This is a genomic window from Hydrogenophaga crassostreae, assembly GCF_001761385.1.
In the GTDB taxonomy this organism is placed as follows: domain Bacteria; phylum Pseudomonadota; class Gammaproteobacteria; order Burkholderiales; family Burkholderiaceae_C; genus Hydrogenophaga; species Hydrogenophaga crassostreae.
Genome location: NZ_CP017476.1, coordinates 2,446,976 through 2,471,340, shown reverse-complemented (window position 1 = coordinate 2,471,340; position 24,365 = coordinate 2,446,976). Strand labels below are relative to the sequence as shown.

General features: G+C 57.5%; 22 protein-coding genes. 6 read left to right on the top strand and 16 right to left on the bottom strand.

The annotated features are described in order from the left end of the window. Positions 1–3 precede the first annotated feature (3 nt). The 4 genes from LPB072_RS11380 to LPB072_RS11365 are packed head-to-tail and all read left to right on the top strand — an operon-like array spanning position 4 to position 4,415. Positions 4–756, top strand: a complete 753-nt coding sequence (locus tag LPB072_RS11380; RefSeq protein WP_066089664.1) for a DsbC family protein — start codon at positions 4–6, stop codon at positions 754–756. After that, on the top strand, positions 753–2,711 hold the full coding sequence (gene dsbD / locus LPB072_RS11375; RefSeq protein WP_066089661.1) for a protein-disulfide reductase DsbD: 1,959 nt from the start codon (positions 753–755) through the stop codon (positions 2,709–2,711). Before LPB072_RS11380 ends, dsbD begins: the two co-directional genes overlap by 4 nt. 4 nt (positions 2,712–2,715) lie before the next feature. Next, positions 2,716–3,264: a metal-dependent hydrolase gene (locus LPB072_RS11370; RefSeq protein ID WP_066089658.1), complete on the top strand. Its 549-nt coding sequence runs from the start codon at positions 2,716–2,718 to the stop codon at positions 3,262–3,264. Then, on the top strand, positions 3,174–4,415 hold the full coding sequence (locus tag LPB072_RS11365; RefSeq protein WP_082876877.1) for a cytochrome c oxidase assembly protein: 1,242 nt from the start codon (positions 3,174–3,176) through the stop codon (positions 4,413–4,415). The genes LPB072_RS11370 and LPB072_RS11365 overlap by 91 nt, the downstream gene beginning before the upstream one ends. Before the next feature lie 118 nt (positions 4,416–4,533). On the opposite strand, the gene LPB072_RS11360 is transcribed toward LPB072_RS11365, so the two are convergent. From LPB072_RS11360 to LPB072_RS11285, 15 genes are all read right to left on the bottom strand, one after another. After that, entirely contained in the window at positions 4,534–7,704 is a 3,171-nt protein-coding gene (locus tag LPB072_RS11360; RefSeq protein ID WP_066089651.1) for an efflux RND transporter permease subunit, read from the bottom strand. Then, positions 7,701–9,326, bottom strand: a complete 1,626-nt coding sequence (locus LPB072_RS11355) for an efflux RND transporter periplasmic adaptor subunit (protein WP_066089648.1) — start codon at positions 9,324–9,326, stop codon at positions 7,701–7,703. Before LPB072_RS11355 ends, LPB072_RS11360 begins: the two co-directional genes overlap by 4 nt. Further along, positions 9,323–10,555 carry a TolC family protein gene (locus tag LPB072_RS11350; RefSeq protein ID WP_157559291.1) on the bottom strand — a complete coding sequence of 411 codons (1,233 nt, stop codon included), beginning with the start codon at positions 10,553–10,555 and terminating at the stop codon, positions 9,323–9,325. The genes LPB072_RS11355 and LPB072_RS11350 overlap by 4 nt, the downstream gene beginning before the upstream one ends. A gap of 1,182 nt (positions 10,556–11,737) precedes the next feature. Further along, entirely contained in the window at positions 11,738–11,950 is a 213-nt protein-coding gene (locus LPB072_RS23890; protein ID WP_066089643.1) for a GDCCVxC domain-containing (seleno)protein, read from the bottom strand. A gap of 317 nt (positions 11,951–12,267) precedes the next feature. Continuing rightward, the gene (locus tag LPB072_RS11335) at positions 12,268–12,798 is read right to left on the bottom strand and encodes a hypothetical protein (protein WP_197508947.1); all 531 of its coding nucleotides are present in this window, start codon (positions 12,796–12,798) and stop codon (positions 12,268–12,270) included. Between the two features lie 635 nt (positions 12,799–13,433). Then, positions 13,434–14,426, bottom strand: coding sequence for a tyrosine-type recombinase/integrase (locus LPB072_RS23145; protein ID WP_082876876.1), 993 nt, complete (start codon positions 14,424–14,426; stop codon positions 13,434–13,436). 77 nt (positions 14,427–14,503) lie between these two features. Further along, on the bottom strand, positions 14,504–16,879 hold the full coding sequence (locus LPB072_RS11325) for a DEAD/DEAH box helicase family protein (protein WP_157559290.1): 2,376 nt from the start codon (positions 16,877–16,879) through the stop codon (positions 14,504–14,506). Positions 16,880–17,007: 128 nt separating this feature from the next. Next, positions 17,008–17,613, bottom strand: a complete 606-nt coding sequence (locus tag LPB072_RS11320; RefSeq protein WP_066089634.1) for a hypothetical protein — start codon at positions 17,611–17,613, stop codon at positions 17,008–17,010. Positions 17,614–17,689: 76 nt separating this feature from the next. Beyond that, a complete protein-coding gene (locus LPB072_RS11315) occupies positions 17,690–18,049 on the bottom strand; it encodes a hypothetical protein (RefSeq protein WP_066089631.1) in 360 nt (119 codons plus the stop codon). Positions 18,050–18,159: 110 nt separating this feature from the next. Next, positions 18,160–18,759: a JAB domain-containing protein gene (locus LPB072_RS11310; RefSeq protein WP_066089628.1), complete on the bottom strand. Its 600-nt coding sequence runs from the start codon at positions 18,757–18,759 to the stop codon at positions 18,160–18,162. Positions 18,760–19,000: 241 nt separating this feature from the next. After that, the gene (locus LPB072_RS11305) at positions 19,001–19,192 is read right to left on the bottom strand and encodes a hypothetical protein (protein ID WP_066089625.1); all 192 of its coding nucleotides are present in this window, start codon (positions 19,190–19,192) and stop codon (positions 19,001–19,003) included. Between the two features lie 28 nt (positions 19,193–19,220). Continuing rightward, positions 19,221–19,448, bottom strand: coding sequence for a hypothetical protein (locus tag LPB072_RS11300; RefSeq protein WP_082876875.1), 228 nt, complete (start codon positions 19,446–19,448; stop codon positions 19,221–19,223). Positions 19,449–19,462: 14 nt separating this feature from the next. Continuing rightward, entirely contained in the window at positions 19,463–20,602 is a 1,140-nt protein-coding gene (locus LPB072_RS11295) for a DUF6094 domain-containing protein (RefSeq protein WP_066089622.1), read from the bottom strand. Between the two features lie 73 nt (positions 20,603–20,675). Then, positions 20,676–21,119 (bottom strand): hypothetical protein, encoded by a 444-nt coding sequence (locus tag LPB072_RS11290; RefSeq protein WP_066089618.1) that lies wholly within the window; start codon positions 21,117–21,119, stop codon positions 20,676–20,678. Positions 21,120–21,224: 105 nt separating this feature from the next. Further along, positions 21,225–21,677, bottom strand: a complete 453-nt coding sequence (locus tag LPB072_RS11285) for a DUF7673 family protein (protein ID WP_096349060.1) — start codon at positions 21,675–21,677, stop codon at positions 21,225–21,227. A gap of 12 nt (positions 21,678–21,689) precedes the next feature. Between LPB072_RS11285 and LPB072_RS11280 the strand changes: the two genes are divergently transcribed. Beyond that, positions 21,690–21,941, top strand: a complete 252-nt coding sequence (locus tag LPB072_RS11280; RefSeq protein ID WP_066089614.1) for a hypothetical protein — start codon at positions 21,690–21,692, stop codon at positions 21,939–21,941. A gap of 634 nt (positions 21,942–22,575) precedes the next feature. Here LPB072_RS11280 and LPB072_RS11275 read toward each other — a convergent pair. Beyond that, positions 22,576–23,247, bottom strand: a complete 672-nt coding sequence (locus LPB072_RS11275) for a DUF3275 family protein (RefSeq protein WP_066090825.1) — start codon at positions 23,245–23,247, stop codon at positions 22,576–22,578. Between the two features lie 685 nt (positions 23,248–23,932). Here LPB072_RS11275 and LPB072_RS11270 point away from each other — a divergent pair. Continuing rightward, a complete protein-coding gene (locus tag LPB072_RS11270; RefSeq protein ID WP_197508945.1) occupies positions 23,933–24,145 on the top strand; it encodes a hypothetical protein in 213 nt (70 codons plus the stop codon). The last annotated feature ends 220 nt before the right edge of the window (positions 24,146–24,365 follow it).

Below are 24,365 nucleotides of genomic sequence, written 5' to 3'. Positions count from 1 at the left end.
ATCATGAAACGGATATGGCTTACTCTGATGTTCGCAGCGAGCCTGGCATCTGCGGTGCATGCTGATGACGCCGCCGTGCGTGCCACCTTGCAGAAGGTCTTTCCGGGCAAACCCGTCCAGGACATCCAGAAAACACCGGTATCAGGAGTCGTCGAGGCCGCTGTGGCAGGGCAGGTCTTTTATGTCACCGAAGATGGCCGCTTCATCCTTGGTGGACCTTTGTTCGACGTCGCCGCGGACCGAAATCTCACCGATGCGCGGCTCGATAAGCTCAACGCGATTCCTTTTGACAGCCTCAATCTCGACTGGTCGATCACACTTGTCAAAGGCAATGGGGAGCGCCGTATCGCGATCTTCGAGGACCCCGATTGCCCATATTGCAAGGCCCTTGAGGAGACCCTGCGCAGTGTCGACAACCTGACCATCCATGTTTTTCTCTACCCGATCGACCAGCTGCATCCGCAGGCGGCGGCCAAGTCGCGCGCCGTCTGGTGCGCGCCAGATCGCGCCACGGCTTGGGAAGAGATCATGCACAACGGCACCGTGCCGGCAGGCCCTGCCGATTGCGCCACTCCGATCGCTGACATTGCCGCACTTGCGGCGCGCCACCGTATCAATGGCACGCCGACCACGATCCTGTCCGACGGAAGTCGGCTGGTTGGGGCCTTGCCTCGTGCCAAGCTTGAACAGGCCTTGCAGAAGGCGGCCGCTCGGAGTCCTATGAACAGCCAGCCGAAGAACAAGGTTGGGAAATGAGCGCGCACTTCCACGTACTTTTCCGCCCGTTGCGCTGGCTCGCTTGGCTGGTGCTGCTGGGTACGCCAGCTATCGCGCTGGCACAGAATGCCAGCGTAGCGCCGAGCACTGTGTCCCCATCGGTGAGAGCCTCGGAGTCGCCTGGTCCTTTGAACGCAGTCCGAAGTTGGATCGACAAGATCAGCAAGTCAGACAAGTCGGAGGAATTGTTGCCGCCGGATCTGGCATTCAAGATCGCTGTCAATGCCAAGGATGCGAATACCTTGATCGCCACCTTGACACCTGCTGCGGACTACTACATGTACCGCGACCGTATCAGTTTCACCATCGTCAAGCCGACGACCATTTCGATCTCGGACGTGGCATTGCCACAGGGTGAACCCAAGGCCGACCCCACCTTCGGTAGTGTGCAGGTTTATCACCAGGCATTCGACGCCGTCATCAAGCTGCGCAGTTCTGGTGACCAGAAGGAGAGCGTCGAACTGCTCGCCTCCTACCAAGGCTGCAATGAGCCGTTGGGCGTGTGTTATCCGCCGATTGAGAAAACCGTCAATGTGTCGCTTTTGGCCGCATCAGTGTCTGGCCCCTCGCCTCCCGAGCCAGCGGTGAATGCAAGTAAGGGCGCAACAACCGCACCGTCATCGGATCTGGATACGGTGCGCCTGCTGTTTGCCAATCAGAGCCGCTGGGCCCTGGTGGCGGCATTTTTCGGCTTCGGTTTTCTGCTCGCTTTTACGCCGTGCATGCTACCCATGATTCCGATCCTGACGGGCATCCTGGCCGGTCACGGCAACAAGCTGACGAGGCGCCATGCGGTAGGGCTCTCGGCGGTCTACGTGTTGGCCATGGCCTTGACCTATGCGCTGGCCGGCGTCGCGGCCGGGCTTGCAGGAACCCTGTTGTCGGCCTACCTGCAAAACGCCTGGGTGCTCGGTTCGTTCGCGGTAATCTTCGTCGTGCTGGCCTTATCAATGTTCGGTCTCTACGAATTGCAGCTGCCCACGGCGCTGCAGACGAGGTTGGCGATCGCCAGCGGCCGGATCAAGGGTGGCAAGGTAATTGGCGCGTTCCTGATGGGCGTGCTGTCTGCTGTGATCGTCGGTCCCTGCGTGGCCGCACCTCTGGCAGGTGCTTTGCTCTACATCGGCCAGACCCACGATGTCGTGCTCGGTGGTACGGCCCTGTTCGCAATGGCCATCGGCATGGGCATACCCCTGATGGTCGTGGGTGCCACAACCGGCTCGCTGCTGCCCAAGGCGGGAGCCTGGACCGAATCCATCAAGCGGGTCTTCGGCGTCACGATGCTGGCAACTGCCATTTACCTGATATCGCCGGTGATTCCTGTGGTCGCTCAGCAACTGCTGTGGGCGGCATTGCTGATCGTGCCGGCGATGTACCTGCATGCGCTTGACCCGCTGCCGGCGGATGCACCTGGGCACCGACGGCTGTTCAAAGGCATCGGCGTTCTCGCCTTGCTGATGGGCGCGGCAATGCTGCTGGGGGCCCTTTCGGGGCACCGGGAAATCCTGCAGCCGCTTGCCGGGTTGCGTGGCACCGAACGCGTCGAGACGCGGGAATTGAAGTTTGATCGGGTGCTCAGCGTGGCCGATCTGGACGCGCGGCTGCAGAATGCCCGTGGTCGCACCGTGATGCTCGACTTTTGGGCCGAGTGGTGTGTGTCGTGCAAGGAGATGGACCAGTTCACTTTCAGCGACCCCCGAGTGCAAGCGAGGCTGAAAGACACGCTGGTTCTTCGCGCCGATGTGACGGCCAACAACGCCGAAGATCAAGCCTTGTTGCGGCGCTTTTCTTTGTTTGGACCGCCGGGAATCATCTTCTTCGACCGCGACGGACAGGAACAGACGATCCGCGTCATTGGCTACGAGCCACCCGAGCAGTTTTTGCGCTCCCTTGACCGGGTAGCAGAACCTCAATCCTCACACTTGGAGAAATGACCCTATGGATGTTTTTGCACATGCCTTGTGGGCGGGAGCGGGATTGGCGCTGGCGCATCGGCGATGGCCGGTGTCAAGGCGAACGGCGGCGCTAACAGTCTCGCTGGCTGTCGCACCTGACGTGCCGCATTTGCTGCCAATCGTCGGCTGGTCAGCCTTCGGCGCTGGTACCGCGTCGACCGTGCAGAGTTATGCCTACGCAACCCCCGGCCAGGAACCGGCCGTGCCGGCGTTGATCGATTTTCTTTCGCACAACCTGCATTGCGTCACCCACAGCGCCATCGTTCTCGGCGCGATCACCTTGCTCTTATGGGCATGGCGCAGGCAACTCTGGATTCCGTTGCTCGGCTGGTGGTCGCATGTGCTGATCGACCTGTTCACGCATTCAGCGGACTACTACCCGTCGCCGATCCTGTGGCCCATCACCCGCCAGGGTTTCGACGGTATCGCCTGGAACACGCCATGGTTCATGGGTTTGAACTATGCGGTTTTGCTGGCTACCTACCTATGGCTTTGGCGTGGCTGGCGGCGCCCAGGCAAGGCTCCACTATGAATCCGACGCGTTCAATGGCGAGGATTGCTGCCCCAATAGGGGGCGTGTCGATGCTGCTGATTTCATCGGCCGCCCTGGCCCACGGGGATTCAGCATCGCCGCCTGCGTGGCCGTTGCCCTGGCCTTTCAGCCTTGACGCCGTTGTGGCGATTGCGCTTGCAGCCTTCGTGTACCAACGCGGCATCAAGAGCCTTCGTTTCAAACGTGACGGATCCCATCGTGGCCGCGAAGTGGCGTTCTACGCAGGCCTCGCCTGCATCGGGCTGGCTCTGATCACACCCCTTGACGTGATCGCCGAACACCTGTTTGCGGTGCACCAGGTCCAGCACCTTTTGCTGCGCGGCCTTGCGCCAATGCTGCTGATGCTGGCCGTCCCGTCCGGACCCCTGATCGCCGGATTGCCTACGTCGCTGAGACGGTCGGTCCTCGTACCCTTGATGAGCAGCCGAACCGTTCGAGCCGCATTTGCGCTGCTTGCCAGACCGCTCGTTAGCACCGCGCTCTATATTGGCGCGCTGTACTTCTGGCAGATACCAGAGGTTCACAACCAGGCGCTGCTGCTTTCGGGCTGGCATTACCTGATGCACGTGACTATGCTGGCCTCTGGGTTGCTGTTTTTTTGGACCGTATTCGACCCGCGTCCAGCGCCCTGGGGCGCAACGTTTCCGGCGCGGCTCGGCATGGCGAGCGCAGCCATTTTTGCCAACATTCCGCTTGGCGCGTTGATCACCTTCAAGGGCACGGTGACCTACGCGGCATATGACAAGCTTGGCCGATGGTGGGGTGTCACGCCTCTGGAAGACGAATTGTTGGGCGGTCTGGTGATCTGGATCCTGGCGAGCATGATGGGCTTGGTCGCCGCATTGCTGCTGGTGCGGCTGTGGGGTCGAACAGAAGAGCAACAGGATCAACGTCGGGTGCGAGGCTTTCAGACCCCGGTGAAACGGGATATGTCGGCGCCTGGACCTGGACACGCTGCGCAGGCGCGCCGCCGACTTGGCTGGGGTCTGGCGCTTGTTCCAGCAGTAGCGTTCATCGCTGTCCTCGTGCTGGCGATCTGGCTCAATTGGCAAACCAAGGGCGATTCCCTTAAACAGGTTCGTGTCAAAGGCGCGACCTCGACTTCGTTCGACAAAACCAACAAATCATGAAATACCCACCATGAGAACCGCAAGCCTGGATCGGGGTTCTGGTAGAACCCGTCCATCCACCTACGATGTGAGAGCAAGGAGGACGCGGTCCCTGGCTTAGCCAGGGACCGCGTCCTCATCAATGCTCGTCGCCGTGAGCCAATATGGTGAGCGTTTGTGTGCGCGACTTTCGCCGAGGCCGGCGCATCAGGTAATAAACAGCCGGGATCACAAACATCGACAACAACGGCGCGGAGATCATTCCCCCCACCATGGGAGCAGCAATGCGTTGCATCACTTCGCTTCCAGTGCCAACCCCCCACATGATGGGCAGCAGGCCGGCCAAAATCACCGCCACTGTCATTGCCTTCGGGCGCACGCGTTGCACTGCCCCTTCGCGGATGGCGTCCAGGAGATCGGCTTCGCTTGTTTGGTTCTGGTCGATGCGAGCCATCCAAGCCTGCTTTAAGTAAAGCAGCATGATCACGCCAAATTCAGCCGCTACGCCCGCGAGCGCGATGAAGCCCACGACGCCCGCCACCGATAGGTTGTAATTCAGACCATATAGAAGCCAAATACCACCAACCAAGGCAAAGGGCAGCGTTGCCATCAGCAGCAGGGCCTCATCGAACTGCTTGAAAGTCAGGTACAGAAGCAGAAAGATGATGAGCAGCGTGAAAGGCACCACCAGTTTGAGCTTGGCAGTGGCGCGTTCGAGAAACTCGAACTGCCCGGACCAAGACACCGAATACCCGGGGGGTAGTTTCACCTGTTCAACCACCACCTTTTGCATCTCACGCACTGCTGTACCCAAGTCGCGTCCTCGCAGGTCGACGTAGACGAACCCCGCCAGGCGGGCGTTTTCACTGCGCAGCATAGGCGGCCCGTCTTCAACACGAAGGTCCGCCACGTCACCCAGAACAAGCTGTTGCCCTCGCGGTGTCACGATGGGCAAATCACGTAGACGGTCCAGCGAATCCCGCACCTCGCGTGGATACCGCACATTGATCGGATAGCGCTGCAGGCCTTCAATGGTCTCGCCAACGTTCATACCGCCCACTGCGCTGGCCACCACCGATTGCACGTCCGACATGTTGAGCCCATATCGAGCCGCTCGTTCCCGCTTGATATCCACGTTCACATAGCGTCCGCCCGTCAAGCGCTCGGCAAAGGCGCTGGTCACACCAGGCACCTGCTTGACCGCCTGTTCAATCTCGCCAGTGAGCCGGTTGATCACAGCCAAATCACTGCCCAAAACCTTGACTCCGACCGGGCTTTTGATACCGGTAGCCAGCATGTCGAGGCGATTTCGTATTGGTGGAATCCAGATGTTTGTCAATCCCGGTACGCGTACCGTCTTGTCCAGCTCCTCAACGATCTTCTCTGGCGTCATGCCAGCTCGCCACTCGCTCTTGGGTTTGAACTGAATGGTTGTCTCGAACATCACCAGTGGTGCGGGATCGGTCGCGGTCGCGGCTCTGCCCGCTTTGCCGTAGACCGTGGCAACCTCAGGCACCGCCTTGATCAGGCGGTCGGTCTGCTGCAGCAACTGCGCTGCCTTGCCTGCCGACAGGCCTGGCAGTGCGGTTGGCATATACAGCAGGTCGCCTTCGTCGAGCGGCGGCATGAATTCGCTGCCCAGGTGCTGCAGAGGCCACAAGCTGGCAACAAGAAACACCACTGCTGCAGCGATGGTGGCCTTGGGAAAGCGCAGCACGACCTCCAGCGAAGGGCGGTAGATTGCGATCAGCCAACGGTTTAGCGGGTTCTTTTGTTCGTCCGGGATGCGGCCACGGATCAAATACCCCATCAACACTGGAATAAGCGTCACCGAAAGACCAGCGCTGGCCGCCATCGCATAGGTTTTGGTGAAGGCCAACGGCGAAAACAGTTTGCCTTCCTGGGCCTCCAACGTGAAGATCGGCACGAAGGAAAGGGTGATGATGAGCAACGAAAAGAACAACGCTGGACCAACCTCGGCGGCGGCATCGCCGATCACCCGCCAGCGGGTTTCGCCTTGCAATTGCTGCCCCGGATGTTCGTGGTTCCACTCCTCCAGGTGCTTGTGCGCGTTCTCGATCATCACCACTGCGGCGTCAACCATCGCGCCGATGGCAATAGCAATGCCGCCCAACGACATGATGTTGGCGTTAACTCCCTGCCAGTGCATGACGATGAATGCCGCCAGAATGCCCAACGGCAAGGAGACGATAGCCACCAGAGCCGAGCGCAGGTGAAACAAGAACAGAGCGCAAACCACGGCCACAACGGCAAACTCTTCGATAAGTTTGTGGCTGAGGTTCTCGATGGCACTCTCAATGAGTCTTGATCGATCGTAGGTTGGTACGATCTCTACGCCTGGCGGCAAGCTAGCTTTCAAAGTAACGAGCTTGGCTTTGACCGCTTCGATGGTGGTCAGCGCATTCTCGCCAGAACGCATGACGATGACGCCGCCCACGGCTTCACCTTCACCGTCTAACTCACCTATGCCACGCCTCATCTCTGGCCCAATCTGTATGTGGCCCACATCGCCCAGCAATACAGACACACCAGCCTCGGTGGTCATGAGTGGAATTGCCCGAAAATCATCGAGAGTTTGCAAATAGCCAGAGGCACGCACCATGAATTCGGCCTCACCCATTTCCAGCACCGAGCCGCCTACCTCCTGGTTGGCGAGCCGAATCGCTTCGATCACTTTCTTGTGGGGAATGCGATATGCGGCCAGCTTGTCAGGATCGAGAACCACCTGGTACTGCCGCACCATGCCACCGATAGTGGCTACTTCAGCGACACCGGGCACGGTCTTTAGCTCAAACTTTAAAAACCAGTCTTGCAAGCTGCGCAACTGGGACAGGTCCAGCTTGCCGGACTTGTCAGTCAGAGCGTATTGAAAAACCCAGCCAACTCCGGTCGCATCCGGCCCGAGCGCCGAGGTGGCTCCTGCGGGCAGGCGTGACTGCACCTGGTTAAGGTATTCCAACACCCTTGAGCGCGCCCAGTAGAGGTCCGTTCCGTCCTTGAACAGCACGTAAACATAGCTGTCACCAAAAAACGAATAGCCCCGCACCACCCGCGCTCCCGGCACCGAGAGCATGGTGGTGGTCATTGGATAGGTCACCTGGTTCTCGACCAGTTGTGGTGCTTGCCCAGGCCAAGAGGTTCGGATGATCACCTGGGTATCCGACAGGTCGGGTAAGGCATCAAGCGGCGTGCGAGCCACAGACACCACACCCCAAGCCGCCAGCAGCACGGTAGCGATCAAAATCAGAAAGCGGTTGGCTATTGACCAACGGATCAGATGGGCAATCATTGTTTGGCCCCCTTTACCTTGCTTTGGCGAGCCCGCCATTGGATGATTTGCGGTGCTTCGCCCTCCTGCATGCGGAATTCGACATCGATCTCGCTGCCTGCAGAAGGCTTTGGCGAGGCAACGTCCGGGGACAACTTGAAGTCCATGGTCATGCTCGGCCACTTTAATGCGGGGATTTCCGGATGCGTCAACGTGAGCATTTCACCGGTGACAGCTTCCACCAGCGCATTCGTTCGGTAGGTCTGCGGTGCAGCGCTCGTCGGTCCCTGCTCATTGGTCGAAGACAAGCGCGTTTCCACGCCTTTCAGGTTGGCTTCGGAGTCGATAAGGAACTGCCCAGACAACACAATTTTTTGACCCATGCTGAGGCCCGTCAAAACTTCAGTTTGCCCCCCCTGTTCGTGACCAATCTGTACCTCGATCGGGCGAAATGCCCCATCTTCCACAACCATGACAAGCGTACGCTTGCCAGTGCGCACAAGTGCCTCGGAGGGCACCAACAAGGTGGGGGGCACTTGCCCACCAGATAGTTGCATTTGCATGAACATGCCGGGCACGAGCATGCCCTTGGGGTTGGCCAAGGCCATGCGCGCCTTGCGCGTGCGAGTCGCCGGATTCACCTCGGGCAACAAAGCTTGCACCTGACCGAGGAACAACTCTCCCGGCAAGGCAGGAGTTTGTGCCTCAACCTGTGCGCCTACGGCAACCCGTCCCGTCTGGCTCTCTGGTACTTCTGCCTGCACCCACACTGTGGAGAGGTCGTTGATGCGCAAGAGCGATGTGCCCATCATTGCCGTGCCGCCCTCTCGGGCCATCAGCTCCGTAACGACTCCACTGGCTGGTGCAACCAGTGTCATGCGGGCTTGTACTTGCCCGGTGCGTTCGACCAAGGCGATCTGTGCTTCACTCATGCCAGCCTGTCGCATGCGCTGCCGGGCGCCTTCGGCCAGGTTTTCTAAGCCTCGCCCCTGCAAGCGCCTGGCCGTCAGGTAGTCCTCCTGCACGGCCACCCAATCTGGCACATAGATGTCCAGCAGCGCCTGACCTTTGCGGACATGATCCAGCACCGCACGCACGTGCAGTTTTTCTATAAAGCCGGTAGTGCGCGCCTGCACCGCGAATTGACCCCGCTCATTCCAGGCCACCGTGCCCACCGCTGAAATTTCGGATGCAAGCTGGCCAAAGACGACTTCGCCGGTGCGCAATCCCAGGTTCTGCTGAATACGTGGGCTGACCGAGATGGTGCCGTTGTCGGAGCCCTGCGCTCCTGCGTATGCGGGCACCAACATCATGTCCATGAAGGGGGATTTACCAGGTGCCTCGAACTTTTTCCCGGGCACCATCGGGTCGTGGTAATACAGGATGCTTCGACCCGTGACTGGATCGACATCGCCTCCTTTGATGCCGGCCTCGATATGGCGGCGTGTGGCCGTTTCGCCTTCAGGTATTCCCCAAGTCGAGGGGTCGACGGATGCCGCCGCAGGTAAATCTGTGGAATTGGTAGCCACGGCCTTCGGCGCGTTCGTCATTCCACTCTTTAGACCCAGTTGGTACAGTCCGAAACCGCTTGCACCAAGCACGCAAGCAGCAAGCAGGGAGATCGACAAATTTTTCTTGTTCATGGTTTTTGCTCTTGAGTGGGTTGGTTTGGCGCACTGGCCGTTGGGCCGTGGCCACTCTGGTTTTGAGGAATCAAGTATTCAAGATCGGCCCACCAAGCCGCTGCCTGTTTTTGAATGCGTAGGCGCTCCAACTGGGTGTCGACGACCATGCGCTGGGCGTCGAAAATTGCAGCCAGAGGCGCTTTGCCTCCCCGGAACGCAGCTTCTAAGGCTTGGACGCGCTCGCTCGCCAACGGAATCAAGGTCTTGTCGTAGTCCGCCAATCGGGAGAGGCCGCTGCGCCAACTAGCGAGCAAGCGTTGCACCTCAAAGAGTCGTTCGCGACGCATCTCTTCCCGTTCGGACCGCACCTGTTCAACCCGTTCCAATCTGGCTACCAGTTCGCGGTCTTGTTTTCGGGCTTGATCCCATTGCAAAGGAATGGAGGCCCCCAGGGACACCATGTCGCCGTACTGGTTGCCCCGTTTGCTGTACATCAGAGACCAACTCCAATCGGCACTTCTTTCCTGTTTAGCAATCTCAACATCGGCCAACGCCACACGCTCGCGCGCATTCATTACAGCAATGTCGGGGTGTCGGTCGAGGTCATCGTTCAGTTGGGATTCGACCAGGCGGGTACGGTCGATTTTGGGTAGGAGTCCGAGTGGTTGTGAAGCCACATCTCCAACCCATCGTCGCAAGAGCGCGTTGGCGTTGGAGAAATCGGCACGAGCCTCGTGCAATCGGTCATCAATTCGAGCGATAGCGGTATGGGCAATCAACACATCCGCCTGACTGCTGCGCCCGCTTCGATAGGCAGACTCAACCGCTTCTTTCACCCGATCAGCTTCTTCACGTTGCAGCTGCAACAGCTCCAACATTTGCTCTTGAAAGTAGCGATCGAACCAAGCACGAGCGGTTTGGGCGAGCAACTTGGACCCCTGCATGGAGCGCGTTGACGATGCGAACTCCGCCTCCCGCTCGTATCGCAAGCTGCGAGCTTGGCGTTTTTCGCTTCCTGTGAAAGACTGCATGATTTCGACAGAACGCATCGTCATGCGTTCACCCGTCAGGCTGTAGCGCATAGGCCCTTCGATGGGCAGGTTGTTCAATGACAAGCGCAGCACTGGGTCGGGCCGGCGACCAGCGGAAACAGCCATTTCACGGGCTGCACGGGTCGCAGCATCCTGGGACTTTATTGTCTCGGATCGTGCCAGCGCTGCATCCATTGCAACGTCAAAGGTCAGCACGGCTGAGGGCGTTTGTGCTGCCGAAAAACTGGCGACACAAAGCGAGAGAGTAGCAACTGAGCAGATTCTGAAACCGCAATGCCATTGTCGACAGGCGAAGCGAATGGGGGGCCTGCTAGCCCCCAGGGGAAAAATTGAATGCACTTGCAAACTCCATGAGTGATGAGTTCCCGCGCTGCTGTTTGAGCACGGGCAAAGAACTGCCGACCAAAATGGTCAGTAGCCACATCGCGATTACATGGGGTTAGCTAAGTGGGGGGCGCCAGACGACCGAGGGATCGACCGCAGCAATCAGTGCAGTTGCTACGGGCAAAGGGCCTGATATCTGTGTGGTGGGAATGTATGCGTGTTGCGTGAAAAGAACGCAAACGTTCCCGGAACTGCAGGGTGTGTCTACTTTGCAGAGCTTGCCGGTCTTGTCCACCGTCTCAGCATCGTTGTAACAATCCCCAGCACCCAGCCCAGCTTCAATGACCAAAGCCATTGGCATACCTTGTTGATCCATAGGGCAAGGGGCTGGAACGGCGTGCGCGCTCGCGCTTGCCTGAAAGGCCAAAACGAAACAAAGCAAAAATACAAAGAATGAGCGCATGAATTCCGCATATTAGACCCCATTTTTTGGCCGTGTAGTTTGAGGCTGGCTTCGCCCATAAAATGCACCGCGATTTCCGGCATCTAAGCCCGAAGAACGCACCTCATTTAGACGTCTGCGTACGGGTCCTACCGAACTTCAGCTGTCGGAGGCCGGGCGGGCGTGATGGCTTGAGAGCAACTTCTCGCAATGAAGGGCAAAGGACGTCGGTGATGAAATTGCGCAGGGGAATGCCCAAAAAATCGGCCGTGCAAATGAAACCGGACTTAGGGCATGCGAGGTCCCGTATCCTTCGGACGACTGCTTCCGGACACAGACCGTGCTGTCACGGTGCGACCACTATCCGGCAGCAATCGTTTAGGCTTGTTCAACACCTGCCCGCGAGCCTCACTCACGACACGATGCGCCAGGACGAAGGGCGGGTGTTGAACAAGCCTAAACGATTGCCGACATTCGGAGATGCCTGGCTGAGCGACCACTGTCGGCCAGTTGCGAGTGCTGCAGGAAGGCAGCTTTAAGGCAGGTCGGGCTGGCTGCCCCGGTCATATGGTGATCGACGTCGAAATAGATTGCAGGATGCCGCCCCATCTCTACCTGCAAAACGCCTTGCGCTCTTGTTTGGGCGGGCATTCAACCGAGCCAAACGAGCAGAATACGCAGCAATTCCCTGCCGTGGGCCGAAGCAGCGCCTTGCAGTGCTCGCATTCATAGAAAAACTGGCAAGCCTCGGTCGGCATGGTCATCAAATTGGTCATGCCGCAATCGGGGCAGGTGAGAATCGATTCAAGAATGACTTCAGCCATGGCCACTTCCGTGTAGTAGAGAGGTCTCCTGCTTCAACGGTCGCCGCGCCGGATTGCTCGCGTTGCCCGTAGATAGGCCGCATCGACTTGGGTCGTATCCGCAGTCGTTTTGGCGTGTGCCTCCAGGGCACAAAGAATCGCTTCACTGACTTCAGGTAGGCGCTGCTCGATCGCCAGCTTGATGGATTGAGCGAGCAAGAGGTCCAATCGCTTTGAAGCTTGACTTCGGAGAGGCGGTTGAGGCAGAGACATAACAAAGAACATACACCTTGCCCCGATGGCAAGGTCAAGGGATGAATGCGCTTCGTTGGCCGTCGCTACGCCGAAATGGACACGAACAGGCCGAACCAGATGGACCAAAGGCCCAGCAGGACAAAAAGCGCCCCAGTCCATCGGGGCATCCTGACCGACAGCGCCGCCAGGCGGTCGAGCAGAGAGCGCGCCGGCACAAAGAAGACAGCAACCACCAGCGGCAGCGACAAAGCCAGTCCAAAAGTGGCGAGCAACAAAAACCCTGCGACCGGATTCATTGCGCTGGTTCCATCGGCGACAACAAATCCCAGCAAGGCCAAAATCAATGGCGCCGCGCACGCCGGAATGCTCAACCCAAAAAGCAGGCCAAGTACCGCCGCACCGCGCGTGCTACGGAGTCGATTCAGAGTGGGTCCGAACCCTCGCATCAGAAGCCCTGCCCGACCGCTGAGATAGACAACGCCCAGCGCGAGATAGAGCAGGCCCAAGATCAACCAGGCGCTCTTCTGGAAACCGAGAAACGCCGCTCCGACGCCAGACGCGACGGCACCAAGCGCACCGATGAAGATCGCCCGGGTGCCGGCGAAGGTCAACATCTGGACGATCTTGTCCCGTCCGGACTGCCCCTCCATCTATTTCACCATCAGCAGTGTCGAACCGATCGAACACGGCTCAATGAAGCCGAAAAGGCCCAAGTAGAGCGGCAGCAATGCAACTGCACCGAATCCAGAGTCGAACATACAGGCAGTATTGCATTGCTTGCCCACGCTGTCTTTTTCATTTCGACTATCCACATTCAGCGCAGCCCGACAACCCCGACACGTCCATTGAAGTGGTGCGTACCGAAAATCCTGGGCCATTGACCATCATCGATGGCAAGTTTCGAACTTGGCGCTGAGGTTGCGACATCTGAAAGGGACCCGCGTAGGGAAAACATTGTCAGTCTACTTTCCATCTGTGCGCCTGAGCCGCCAAATGGCGGCTCAGGGTCCACAAAGTGAGATCAACCCTTCCAGCAGCTGACTTTCGACCGCGAACTGAAGGGGTACCTGCGGCCTGCCAAGCTGGATGACTGTAGCCCCTCGATACCGGTCATCGATGCTGCCGCTCTTCCAGGTAAACCGATGACGGCTTCGTGCCAGGCACCGTGAACCCAGCTCCTGGCCGCGACAGACGGCAATTGCTGCATTGCGGCCACCGGAGCTTGGATTTTGAGTGCGATCAACAAGCCCTAGGCAGAAGTCTGTCTATATTTGCTCCCTCTCGGGTGGTGCCTTTCCACAAGATCCTTCAAATGCTGGGTGAGTGTATGGGTGTAGATGGTTGTCGTGGACAAATGCTCGTGTCCGAGCAAAAGCTGAATGCTTCTGAGGTCGGCTCCACCTTGGTACAGATGGGTCGCAAACGCGTGCCTAAGGCCGTGCGCCGTCAAAAGGGGAATCCCGGCTTCAATTGCGTATTTTTTGACCCGTCGCCTCAACACGCTATACGTCATTGCCCCTTCGGTCTTGATCGAAGGGAACAAGTACTTGTCTCCTTTGGCCGGGAGGCGCTCGAAGCGGCGACGACGAATCAACATTGGATGCACGCTTCTGAGGTACAACTGCAGCCACTTTGCTGCGTTGTCATTCATCACCACCAAGCGTTCTTTACCACCCTTCCCTTGCACTGATGCCCTCCGCTCTCTGGGCCATACGCCACGGGTCTCCATTGACAACAACTCCATGGCTCGGACACCCGTCGCGTATAGCATCTCCAGCATCAAGCGATCCTGTATCCCTCTGACCGATGTCTGGTCTGGAAGCTGAAGCAGTGTGTGAATTTCATGTGGAGTGGGTATATATCGAACACGGGTGCTGCGGGGAGATCGACTCTGGGTCTCCATCGATAGCGCCAGATTGGCTAGCGCGTGCCCCTCACGTTGAAGCCAGCTATACAGCCCTCGCAGATGCCATGCGGCAACGCCGGTGGTTTGGTCCGAGAGATGACTCCGCGATTGCAAAAATCCTTGTAGGTCCTGGGGAGTGGCCTGCATCCAGTTTCTTCGATGGCCATTCTTCAGCAGCCAAGACTCCCAAGTGCGTTGCACCTGAGCGGCTGCAATTTGTGTGCTGGCTGACAAACCACGTTCATGTCGCAAATGAAACAGATATGCCTCCAGTGCTTGTTCTGGACTCAACGCTTCCTCCTGAATTTCATAATTGTGAGGAGGATTTTGAGCCATTCAGAGCGCAATTGAGAAAAGTCGCATTTCCAGAAAGAAGAAGCCCGAACCGCAAGGGATCGGGCTTCTTCATGAGGTCACACTTCGCTCAATAGCCTCTTGGCCAGCGCCACTTCCAAGCTGTCGCCAGCGTCATTCAACACATCCAACCCACTATCAGGCATGTCACCCGACGTGGACTGCGACACCGCGATCTTCTTTGCCATCAACCGCAGGCACTCCATTTGCGAGCTGCCGGCGTAGCCGAGAAACAGCACCCTGACATCGAGCTTCTGCCCTATCCTCCATGAACGTCGCGCCGCCTGTTGAACGGTGTAGACGTTGTAGCCAGACTGCATGAACGCGATGGTCGGGAACTCCAGCAAATCCAGGCCAGTTTTCACCAGCTCGGGATTACAGATCAGCACATCGATGCCACGCTCGACCTGGTCGGCGACCCAGTCTTCGCGCTTGGAAGCATCCACACTGGCACGCAACACAGCCACCTTGAGCCCGTTGGCCTCCAGCAAGGCTTTAAGCCTGGCTGTGGTGTCGCGGGTGCCCGAGTAGACCGAATACGCCAGCACGCGGCGACCGAGGGCCTTCTCTTCCTTGCAGATCCGCAGCAACTCAGCCTCCTTTGGGCTGGTGTCCCCTTCTTGGAAGATCGCAGCCTGGGTGTACAGCAGCGCTTTCGTTCGAGGGTGGCGAACTACCTCCATCCGAAAACAGCAGTCTGGCCAAGCCAGCAGTACATTTATGACCACGCCCAGCAGGGTGCTGTCCTTCAGCGCCAAGGCTTGTTTCAAGGTCTGCACAAGGCTGCGCGACATCGCGTCGTAAGCGGCTTGCTGTGCGGTTGTCATTGCCACCTCAATGAAGCGCTCCTCGTAGGGAGGCAACACCTTCTGGCCAATGTCTTTCAGCTTCAAAAAGACGGTGTTCGGCAACACGTACCGCATGATGCCAACCGGGCCAAAGCCTGGTGCTTTGCTGGTCCTCACGGTCAAGGATTTCCCCTTGGCTGTGCGGTGAGAACTCTCACCCGACTCCTTGTAAATGTCTTTCAGAATCCCATGCTCTCGCATGAAGTTCATCGCGGCATTGCCCATGGAGCCCGTCTTGGACGGTTTGAACCCGTCTTCGATCATGGCGCTTGGGTTCAAGCGCCAGAGCAGGTGGAACAGATCGTCGGCATAGCCGCCCATGAGGGTGCCGGTCAGCAACAGCGTCTTTTGACACTGGCTAGCCAGCACACCCATGGCCTGGCCTTGCGCCGAACCCTCGTTCTTGTACTCGTGCCCTTCATCGACCACCAGCAGCCCAAAATAATTGCGCGGCAAGTAGCGTTTGATGAACTCGGTGGGCTGGTAACCGCCCTCCCCGACGCTGAATTCAAAGTTGGCCAGGCTGCGTTCCATGCGCGTGGCCTGCCTGTCAGAAAACACCAGGTCGCCGTTTTCGTCCATGAGGTTCAGGAACTCGTACACGTTGTCCCCCAGCATCGCGCCCAGCATCTTCTCGCCAAAGGTGTTGAGCAGCCGGGAGGCTGTTTTTTCACCGATGGTGGGCATTTGCTTCAAGGCACCGAGCACCAGGTCGTGCATGGAGTCAATGGCGCGCCCTGAGCGGATCAAGGTCCAAAGGGCCGCACCACACTTTCTACCTGCGGCTGTCTCGGCTTCACACCGCTTGCGGCGATCCCCCAGCGTCACTTGGGCAAAGGCTGGCGACACGGGCATGAAATGCCCTTCGCCATCATCTGCACAAATAAACGAACCACAGTCAGGACATGCTGCCCCCTCGAACACCTGGCCTTCCACCATGGTCTTCTTGGTGATGAACGAGGCTTTCCAGTGGAACCCCATCCGCATGCGAACCCGACCGAGCACGAAGAATTCCGGTTGGGTGGTTTTGAGACCAAGCATGGCCCGCAATTGCAGCAGCTTGCGCAGGGTATCGGGTCCATTCAATACCCAGACTTTGGCACCAGGCACCGTCTCCAGGATCTCGCGCCGCCACTTGTAGACCAGGTGGGGTGGCGCGATGATGATGGTGCGCGGATGTGTCGCCTGCATGGCGGCCGCCGCGCAGATCGCCATCATGGTTTTACCGGTGCCCATCTCCGCGTTGATCACCACGGCCGGTTGGTTGTGGTCCACCAGGAGCTTGACAGAGGCCTGCACCGCATCGGCCTGAGCCTTGAACGGTTGACGCTTGAGGCCATCCATGATGGCTTTGCGGCGCTGATACTGGGCAGTCCCTTCATCCAGCTCGGGGTCAAAGATCGCAGGGTTCTGCGACTTCACTTGGGACAACAGACCATCACCGAATTCATCGATGAAGTCCGTCAGCTTCATGTTGTCGCCGAACTCGCCCGCTTCGCCAGCGCTCTCAAGCGCCGGTTGCGTCGTTTCGTCACTGTCCAAAACCGCCACGTCGGTGGGTTGGCCTGGGTTGGTTGCTTCATTCATCTGATCTCTCCTAAAAATGCAGAGACCAGACCCCGCAGGGTCATGAGTCCCTGCGGGTGGTTGAAATTTCAGCGGCTAAATAATGCCGCTTTCATCGAAAAAGACCCTATGGGTCGCCCACATCGCGTTCACGCCTCCAAGAGGCCGCTGCGCACGCCATCGCTGACGAATTCCACAAAGTGATCACTTAAACTGACCCGCATGGCCATTACCTGACCAATTGCCGGGTAAACGGGGTCATCGAGAAGCTCGACAGCCCGCTTTTCGTGGCACCAGTTCAGACAGGGTTCTCGCCAGTGGTCCAAAAGGGCCACTGGCGACAAATCCACCATCGCAGCCCATACCTTGTCGTACAGCGGCTGCTCATGCTGCGTGGTTTCGGCTCCTACTCGGTGCATGACCCAGGCTATGCGGTTGGCACGGTCCGGGTTTTGCAGGGTTTTGTCATAAATCCAGTTGTGCATCAGTGGCCCAAACAGGTTTTGCCGAGGCAACCTGGCGGCATGCTTTCCAAGCCGCTCGGTGCCCTCAACGTCTACCGGATGCCGTTGACCGTCGGGCCCCACCAAATGGAACCGGTTCAGACCCCGTTCTGTGCGTCCCAGCTCCAAGGTCGCAAGAAACTGCATGACTGAGCCATCGCGCCCGAAGTACGACAAGAACATCAACCGGCCATCGCTGTTGCGAAGACAGGCGTCAACCCAGATCTCAGAAAGCTCTTCAATCCGATACATAAATGTCTCCAGTTCGAAAGAAAAACGGGCGACACCCACCCTTGCGGGTTGTGTTCCCGCAGGGTGGTGGTGATAGTTAAGCGCTCAAGTCGAGCGGTGGGTGTTTGGCGTAATGGTTCTCAATGGACACAAGCAATTCCGGCACTACATCCAAGACGAGGGCATGTTGCTCTGCGACCACCTTTTCAGTGACACGCGCGGGCTTGGTGATCGCCACGTTTCCGGAAAAGTCACCCCCAGGGGTTCCATATCCAAAAACGTGCCGAAGACCACCGTCCACTTTCGTGTGCACCGAGGCTGAGGTCCGCAAACTGCCATTCGATGCCTTGTAGGTACTGATTTGAAGCACGCGGTTGTCCGCCAGATCCAGCTGGGACTTTGCGTTCCATCCTTCACGGCCACGGTACTTGATGGTTGAAATTTTGTTGTCGTTCATAGTGATAACTCCTGTTTGAAAAAAAAGAAGCGGACCACCCCCTGCGGGATGGCCCGCAGGGCTAATAGAACTAACGGTCATGCCTGCATTGCACAGGCGGTTTCAAGGGTCTACACGAGGCCCATAGCAGCCATGGAAGCGTTGCTCGCATCGCCCACAATGATGTGATCGAGAACACGAATGTCCACCAAGGCCAGGCCCGCTTTGAGCGTACTGGTCAGGTTTTCATCCGCACGCGAAGGTTGGCAATTTCCTGAAGGATGGTTGTGCCCGAAGATCACGGCGCCAGCGTTGAGTTGCAACGCCCGCTTGATGATTTCTCGCGGGTAGACCGAGGTCTGTGTCAGCGTCCCCCGAAACATCTCTTCCGCCTTGATCAAGCGAACCTGTGAGTCGAGAAACAGCACCCAGAAGGTCTCATAAGAAAGACCTCCGATTTTCAGGCGCAAGAACTCCTGCACGGCGCTAGGGTTGTTGAACGCTTGGCGACCTTGCATGGATTCATGCATGGCCCGACACAGCAACTCACGAGCGCAGAGCAGGCGGTAGTTGCCTCCCACATCTGCTGCGTTCGCTTCATCCCCCAGTTGCAGCCCGAAAGCCTGTGCCAAACTGGTGATGCGTTCCAAAACGCCCTCTCCGAGGACGTGCTGCAGCAAATCCCGATCCGGGAGACGTTGCAGTTCTTTCAATTCGATGACCGAGGCCATGTGCTTCTCCTAAAAAGTGTGAAGCACGGCCCCCATGGGGACTCGGTGCCCCACGGGTTGATGGTACTGACTGTGACTCCAGCAGCGGATGCTGCCGGGCGCGTTTCCAGAGTTGAACGCGCCTTGAAACCAATTTTTGGTTAGATCAAATGGTTTCCCTCAACCGCCATGTGTGTGGCACCTGAGGGAACCCATCTGGGTTCCGCGAGGTGTTTAACCACCCCGCCCTGGCCAGCCTTGTTCAGGCTGGCGTCACTGAGAACTCCCAGTCCGGCGCAATGCCAAACACGGGCTGTTCCTGTTCATCTTGCGCGTCCGCTTCATCGGCGGTCAACGCATATTTGGAGAGTGCCGCGCTTCTGGCCAACGTCTCCGTGTCTTCATCGACGGTTCCGAGGAACCGGCCTTCGCAATGCACATTCCAAGTTTTCATAGAAGCGATCCCATCTTGAAACAGGTGGTCAGCACCTTTGCTTGCTCATCTCCAAAGCCATCGCCTTGTTGACCAACAGTTTTTGATTGTCGGTCAACGAAGGTAAGACCTCTTGCAACGCTTGGGCCGCAGCAAAAGCCTTGGCAGCTTCGGGCCATATCTTGCGAAGGGCCACATATTCACCTGACATGGCCAACCTTCGGACGACCGTGCCCACCTCCCCCCAGGAAGGCGTCAAATCCACTTGCATGTTCATGGCGCTGCTCCTAGTCAACTGATCTTCACGATTCGGCCCTTGTCAGGGCCTGGCGTGAATTCAATAGCAGAAATCACGGGGACAAACTTGTCGAGCATGGTCACCGTCTGGTGCACATTGCCCTTCTCGTCCGTCTCCATGCTCACCGTTCGTTGCTTGCGCTTGAACGTGTCTCCTTTGATCAGGAACGATCGGCCCCCTTTGGACCTGATCATTCCACGCACCTGGCCTGCGGCCAAGGCAAGCGCAAGATGCCAACGGCTCAGCTCTCGCAGCGATCTCCGATGGCTCGCACGCGCCTGGTTGAAATGTCGGTCAAAACCTGGCCACAGCAAGTTGTGCTCATACCGCTTGAGTTCGTCCTGCAGTTGGTCACCATCAATGCGAACCGCCCGGAAGTCGAAATCGTCGTCGGTGGCCACCGGCAGAAAGTAGGGACTCTCGTCCCACTCCAGCGGAAGCACCTGGTCCTTCAGTTCACCCGCTTGAGCCATGGTCAGCATGTCCAACACGTCTTTGCGAGGGTGGCCTGGTTTGACCTTCACGCCAAAAATGACGCACTGTTGGAATTGCTTCTCCGGTGCCATGTAGAACCGCAGGTCTTTGAAATGGCGTGCCAGGTAGGTTCGGATCTCGTCATCGAGCGCGTAGAACGGCACGACGTAGACCAAAACGCCCCCAGGCATCAAGGTTGGTACGGTCTTTTTGAGGAAGGTCCGCTCCAGTCTTTCAGCCTTGTCACCGCCGTCGGTGACGTCACGGCCCATGTTGGCGGAGTCGGAGACTCCAAAGCCGTAGGGTGGGTTCAAAAACAGCATGCTCAAAGAGCGTGGTTTGATCACAACGTCGTGAATATCGGCATGGATGACGCGATTGAGAAGCTTTTTGGCCTCCCACGCACGTTCCTTGTCGAACTCTACGCCGAGCGTTTCCACCTTGCTGGGCCGCTCAGCACTTTGCTGATAGTCGGCCAAGAACTGCGCCATGTCTGCAAGCGCTGCGCCTGTGCCGCAGCACGGGTCACAAACGCGAATCAGACCACTGGAGCTGGTGGGTGCGATCGCGCATTGGATGCGCGAGAGCGTGTCCTCATCGGTTGGGAAGTAGCCGGCCTTCACATAGTTATTGGCCAAGCGGGAAAACATCAACGCCATGAGCGTCTCCTTGAAGAAAAATCCCCGAGGAAACACCCAGACGGGTGTTCCCGTCCGGGTTGGTTTTGAAATATCAGGCGGAACGGCTGTTCGCACCTGAAACATAAGCTTCCATCAACGCATCGTGCACCAAGCCTGTTTCCAGGCTGTGCATAGCAGACTCTGCCTCCTCAATCGGAAGATGCAAACGCCTGCAGGCGATCTCCTGAACTGTCCGCATCGCAGCATGTTCATCCGCCAGCCCAATCGCCCGTGAGAGCGACCGGCGAACGTCTACATGCCCAATTGCAACCGCTTCGAGGCCCTGCTGGGAAAGGGCTTCAAGAACCGAAGTCTTTCGGGCCAGCAACAACGCGCGAGCGGCAGATTGCCATTCTTGCGTTGTCAAAGCCTTCATGTCTTCGATCTTTGCCGCCACATCGCCACCTTTCACCTTCACCACGCCCGTGAGGACTTGATGAACTTCATCATGTAGAACCAAGATTTCGCGATCAAATGCTTGCGTGGTAATTGCCATGGTGTACTCCTGAATAGAACAAAAAAAGCCAGGAGACACCCCTCCCCACCGGGGATCGAGATCCCCTGGTGGGTTGAAAAAACTAACGAATTGCGATGCGCTTGATCAGCTCGTGGATTTTTTCTCCATGTTCCAGTCGCTGATCATTTGTTCCCACTTGACTCCACCGTTCTCGAAGTACCGATGCACCTCTTGGACACAATGCCTTGCATCCATTCGGAGCAAGGCCATGCAGTTCTCAAAGAGCGCGTCATCAAGCGTTCGAAGATCGGTCAAATCAAACGGAAACCGCGTGCCGTTGTACAAACCGGCCAGGAATCGCGCGATGACTCTGGCCTGGCCAGTGTCCCCTTGCGCTAACCCGTACAGCCGGTGCAATGCCGCTTCCCCTGCCGCCATGGCGTTCTCTCGAACGCTTTGAACTGCACGGGTTTGCTGGTTGATGGGGGCATCCTCATCACTGAGGATCTGCTCCCACAAAAGGTGAAACTGATCACTCTTTTCAGCAGGAACATCCACCGTGATTTTCAAAAGTGGTTGCCGAACAATGGTGTTCATTCTGTGGCTCCGATGAAGAAAAATGCGACACTCGTTTTTATGAAGGAAAAGCCGCAACTGACACTGATTGAAGGAGGCCAACCCAGCTTTGAGGCTGAGGTGGCCAGGCTGGTCGAAAAGCCCGATGGCGTTGCCGCCTGGGCCAAACTCAAGCGGCTTGCAAGAAAATCCCGCCCTGCGGCCAATTCCTTGCTTGCAGACGTGTCCGCAAACTGCCAGGAAGCTCCTCCCTCCGAGCCGGATCAGCCAAACATTCACGGATGAATGTCAGCAAGGACCGGACTTGAAGCGGTGGATATTTCACTTGCAGTGCGTCGAGCTGGTCAGTTTCCTCAGGACCGGCATGTTGCAGCCAATCTGCGAAAACGACACTGAACTCTCGCCGGGTTTCTGGTGATACCTGAGACATGGTTGACTCCAAGAAAAATGAAGACAACCGTCCCTGTAGGGACGATTGGTCCCCACAGGGTTGATGAAATTGACGTGAACTCGGGTGTTGCCACCCTGGCGCGTTTTCAGAGTTGAACGCACCTAGAAACCATTTTTGGTTAGATCAAATGGTTTCCCTCAACCGCCATGTATTTGGCACCTGAGGGAACCCATCTGGGCCCCGAGATTAAAACTTCATTCTAGGCAAACCCCCTCGCACATTGCCACAAAGTTGGCAAGCACGGACCGCCGGAGAGCGGGGGTCTAGACGATCAAAAAAAGGCGCGGGAGTCTGGCAGGAGGTTTGCGTCCCCCCTGCCGCTCAAGCCGCAAAGCCGCTGCACATCAGGTTGCAGCCACCCAAGATTTCTGTGTAGCCACCCAGTCCCCACAGTGTGGAGCGATGGGCTGTTCATTGGGTGTGGAGATCCCAATGAACAGCCCACCGTAGCGGGCTGTCGAACACTTCTTATGTCACCTGGTAGATCCAGGCCTGTTGTTTGGCGTCGAACGAATAGCCTTTACCTCGCAACGCAGCGGTTTGGGCCCTCAGAAGCACTCGGTCAACGGTTGGGTCGAGTTTGACGATCTGGTGTTGATCGATCAGCTCGGCTAGCTCGTGACTGAACATTTCGGTGGCGACATTTGCTTCGTTGACCGCGGCACGCACCTTCTCAGGAGGTGTTGTGGTTTCCGGTCCACCTTCAACTGGTTTGTCAGGTGTGCCCGCCATTGAAGAACCCAGCTTGTTGCCCTTCACCGATGCCCAATCGCTTCGCTTGGCCGGGTTCGGCCACGCAGCTTTGGGTTTTGACGGCACCTGGGGAGTGGGCACCTCATCAATCGGATCAGGCTCGCTTTGCTCGGGTTTGCGTACTTGCTTGCGATCTTCGGAGTCGATCTGCAAGTCGTGCAACCTTGCGCGAAGCTCGGTCACGGCTTTTCCGTAGGAAATGTACTGAGAGAGGTAGATCTCGTGAATCCAGAGCGTGCCCTGGTACTCGCCCTCCTCGAACTGGTCGAGCAGGGGATCTTTGACCTTGAATTCACCGAAGTCGGTGCTCAGGTCTGCGATACAGAATGCGCCATTGCGGCTTTGGCGAATCTTTTTGATTCGCAGGGTGCCCTTGCACTTGATCATGGAATGCTCCTGAAAAGAATCAGGAGCACGCACCAGCACCATGCCGGGATATGCATCCCGACGGGGTTGAAAGTAGATAAGGGTGAAGGAAACAACCGACCCGAAAGATCGGGCCGGTGTTTCTGAGCTTTGACAGAACTGACAGGCTTCCGACCTGGCAGACTTGCACTGGTCCGGTATCGTCGTTGTGCATCAGCGAGGTGACCAATGCTTACAGGAACCCCGATTCCCGAAGGAACGTCCACGCTTCAGGGGTTAACGTGTCTCGTATGCCAAGCAAGCTTGGCTCCGGCTCTTCATAGCGATGCCGGTAAACGCTCGGAAAGTCTGAAGGATACCGTAAAGCGGTGTTTTTGTGCAGCAGAACCCGCCATTTCCCTCACGACACTGCCGCCAACTAGGCAATGAAACGCGACCTAAGAGCTTCTCAGTGGTTCTTCGTCTTCCAGGTTTTCATCAGTCATCGGGGGGGTACCGAAGTGTGTTCCTAATTGGAGAATAGGGAGTCGGCAAAGGTGCAGAATTCCATCTGAGCGACCGCTGCCCCCTATTGCGAACTGATGCTCTCGACGCTATGCGGCCCTTAGGCTTGACGCCTAAAAGGTCCGTAGTGCAGCGTCAGCTGGTAATCCACCCGAAAATCCAAAGGCCGCAGAAGCAGAAATTTCCAAGTAGGAAGATCTACGTGAAGAAATCAAGTTTTACGGACAGCAAAATCATGACTGCTTCGGTGCTGTTGATGGCGCTCGGGTTCGATGCCGTGGTGCTGGTGGCTTTTACGGTGATGAAACTTGGCAGTGATCCCGCGATTGTTGCTTATGCCCTGATTGGCATCGCAGCGGTTTTTGGATTCGAACGGTGGGATCTGTCGCGCTGGCTTGTACCGGCGGCAGATTGATCAGGGTTTCAAAGCAAAGCCGAACGCAGGAGGTATTCTTCCGACGGTTGATTGTGGTGTGTCGCCAAATCTGCAATTGACGGTTTGCTCGAACAGGTTTGTGAGGATTCAAGTGGGTGAAGTCAGGTGGCTCGTTGGCGATGCTGTCAGCCTGGTCTGACCAGCAGCGGGTCGCGATGCTTGGACAAATGTTCGCCCCGTCTTATCTCAGGTGGCTCGC

Excerpts from the sequence above, each read along its gene's own strand:
- LPB072_RS11380 (WP_066089664.1), top strand. The coding sequence starts at position 4 with ATGAAACGGATATGGCTTACTCTGATGTTCGCAGCGAGCCTGGCATCT.
- dsbD (WP_066089661.1), top strand. The coding sequence starts at position 753 with ATGAGCGCGCACTTCCACGTACTTTTCCGCCCGTTGCGCTGGCTCGCT.
- LPB072_RS11370 (WP_066089658.1), top strand. The coding sequence starts at position 2,716 with ATGGATGTTTTTGCACATGCCTTGTGGGCGGGAGCGGGATTGGCGCTG.
- LPB072_RS11365 (WP_082876877.1), top strand. The coding sequence starts at position 3,174 with ATGGTTCATGGGTTTGAACTATGCGGTTTTGCTGGCTACCTACCTATG.
- LPB072_RS11360 (WP_066089651.1), bottom strand. The coding sequence starts at position 7,704 with ATGATTGCCCATCTGATCCGTTGGTCAATAGCCAACCGCTTTCTGATT.
- LPB072_RS11355 (WP_066089648.1), bottom strand. The coding sequence starts at position 9,326 with ATGAACAAGAAAAATTTGTCGATCTCCCTGCTTGCTGCTTGCGTGCTT.
- LPB072_RS23890 (WP_066089643.1), bottom strand. The coding sequence starts at position 11,950 with ATGGCTGAAGTCATTCTTGAATCGATTCTCACCTGCCCCGATTGCGGC.
- LPB072_RS11335 (WP_197508947.1), bottom strand. The coding sequence starts at position 12,798 with ATGTTGACCTTCGCCGGCACCCGGGCGATCTTCATCGGTGCGCTTGGT.
- LPB072_RS23145 (WP_082876876.1), bottom strand. The coding sequence starts at position 14,426 with ATGGCTCAAAATCCTCCTCACAATTATGAAATTCAGGAGGAAGCGTTG.
- LPB072_RS11325 (WP_157559290.1), bottom strand. The coding sequence starts at position 16,879 with ATGAATGAAGCAACCAACCCAGGCCAACCCACCGACGTGGCGGTTTTG.
- LPB072_RS11320 (WP_066089634.1), bottom strand. The coding sequence starts at position 17,613 with ATGTATCGGATTGAAGAGCTTTCTGAGATCTGGGTTGACGCCTGTCTT.
- LPB072_RS11315 (WP_066089631.1), bottom strand. The coding sequence starts at position 18,049 with ATGAACGACAACAAAATTTCAACCATCAAGTACCGTGGCCGTGAAGGA.
- LPB072_RS11310 (WP_066089628.1), bottom strand. The coding sequence starts at position 18,759 with ATGGCCTCGGTCATCGAATTGAAAGAACTGCAACGTCTCCCGGATCGG.
- LPB072_RS11305 (WP_066089625.1), bottom strand. The coding sequence starts at position 19,192 with ATGAAAACTTGGAATGTGCATTGCGAAGGCCGGTTCCTCGGAACCGTC.
- LPB072_RS11300 (WP_082876875.1), bottom strand. The coding sequence starts at position 19,448 with ATGAACATGCAAGTGGATTTGACGCCTTCCTGGGGGGAGGTGGGCACG.
- LPB072_RS11295 (WP_066089622.1), bottom strand. The coding sequence starts at position 20,602 with ATGGCGTTGATGTTTTCCCGCTTGGCCAATAACTATGTGAAGGCCGGC.
- LPB072_RS11290 (WP_066089618.1), bottom strand. The coding sequence starts at position 21,119 with ATGGCAATTACCACGCAAGCATTTGATCGCGAAATCTTGGTTCTACAT.
- LPB072_RS11285 (WP_096349060.1), bottom strand. The coding sequence starts at position 21,677 with ATGAACACCATTGTTCGGCAACCACTTTTGAAAATCACGGTGGATGTT.
- LPB072_RS11280 (WP_066089614.1), top strand. The coding sequence starts at position 21,690 with ATGAAGAAAAATGCGACACTCGTTTTTATGAAGGAAAAGCCGCAACTG.
- LPB072_RS11275 (WP_066090825.1), bottom strand. The coding sequence starts at position 23,247 with ATGATCAAGTGCAAGGGCACCCTGCGAATCAAAAAGATTCGCCAAAGC.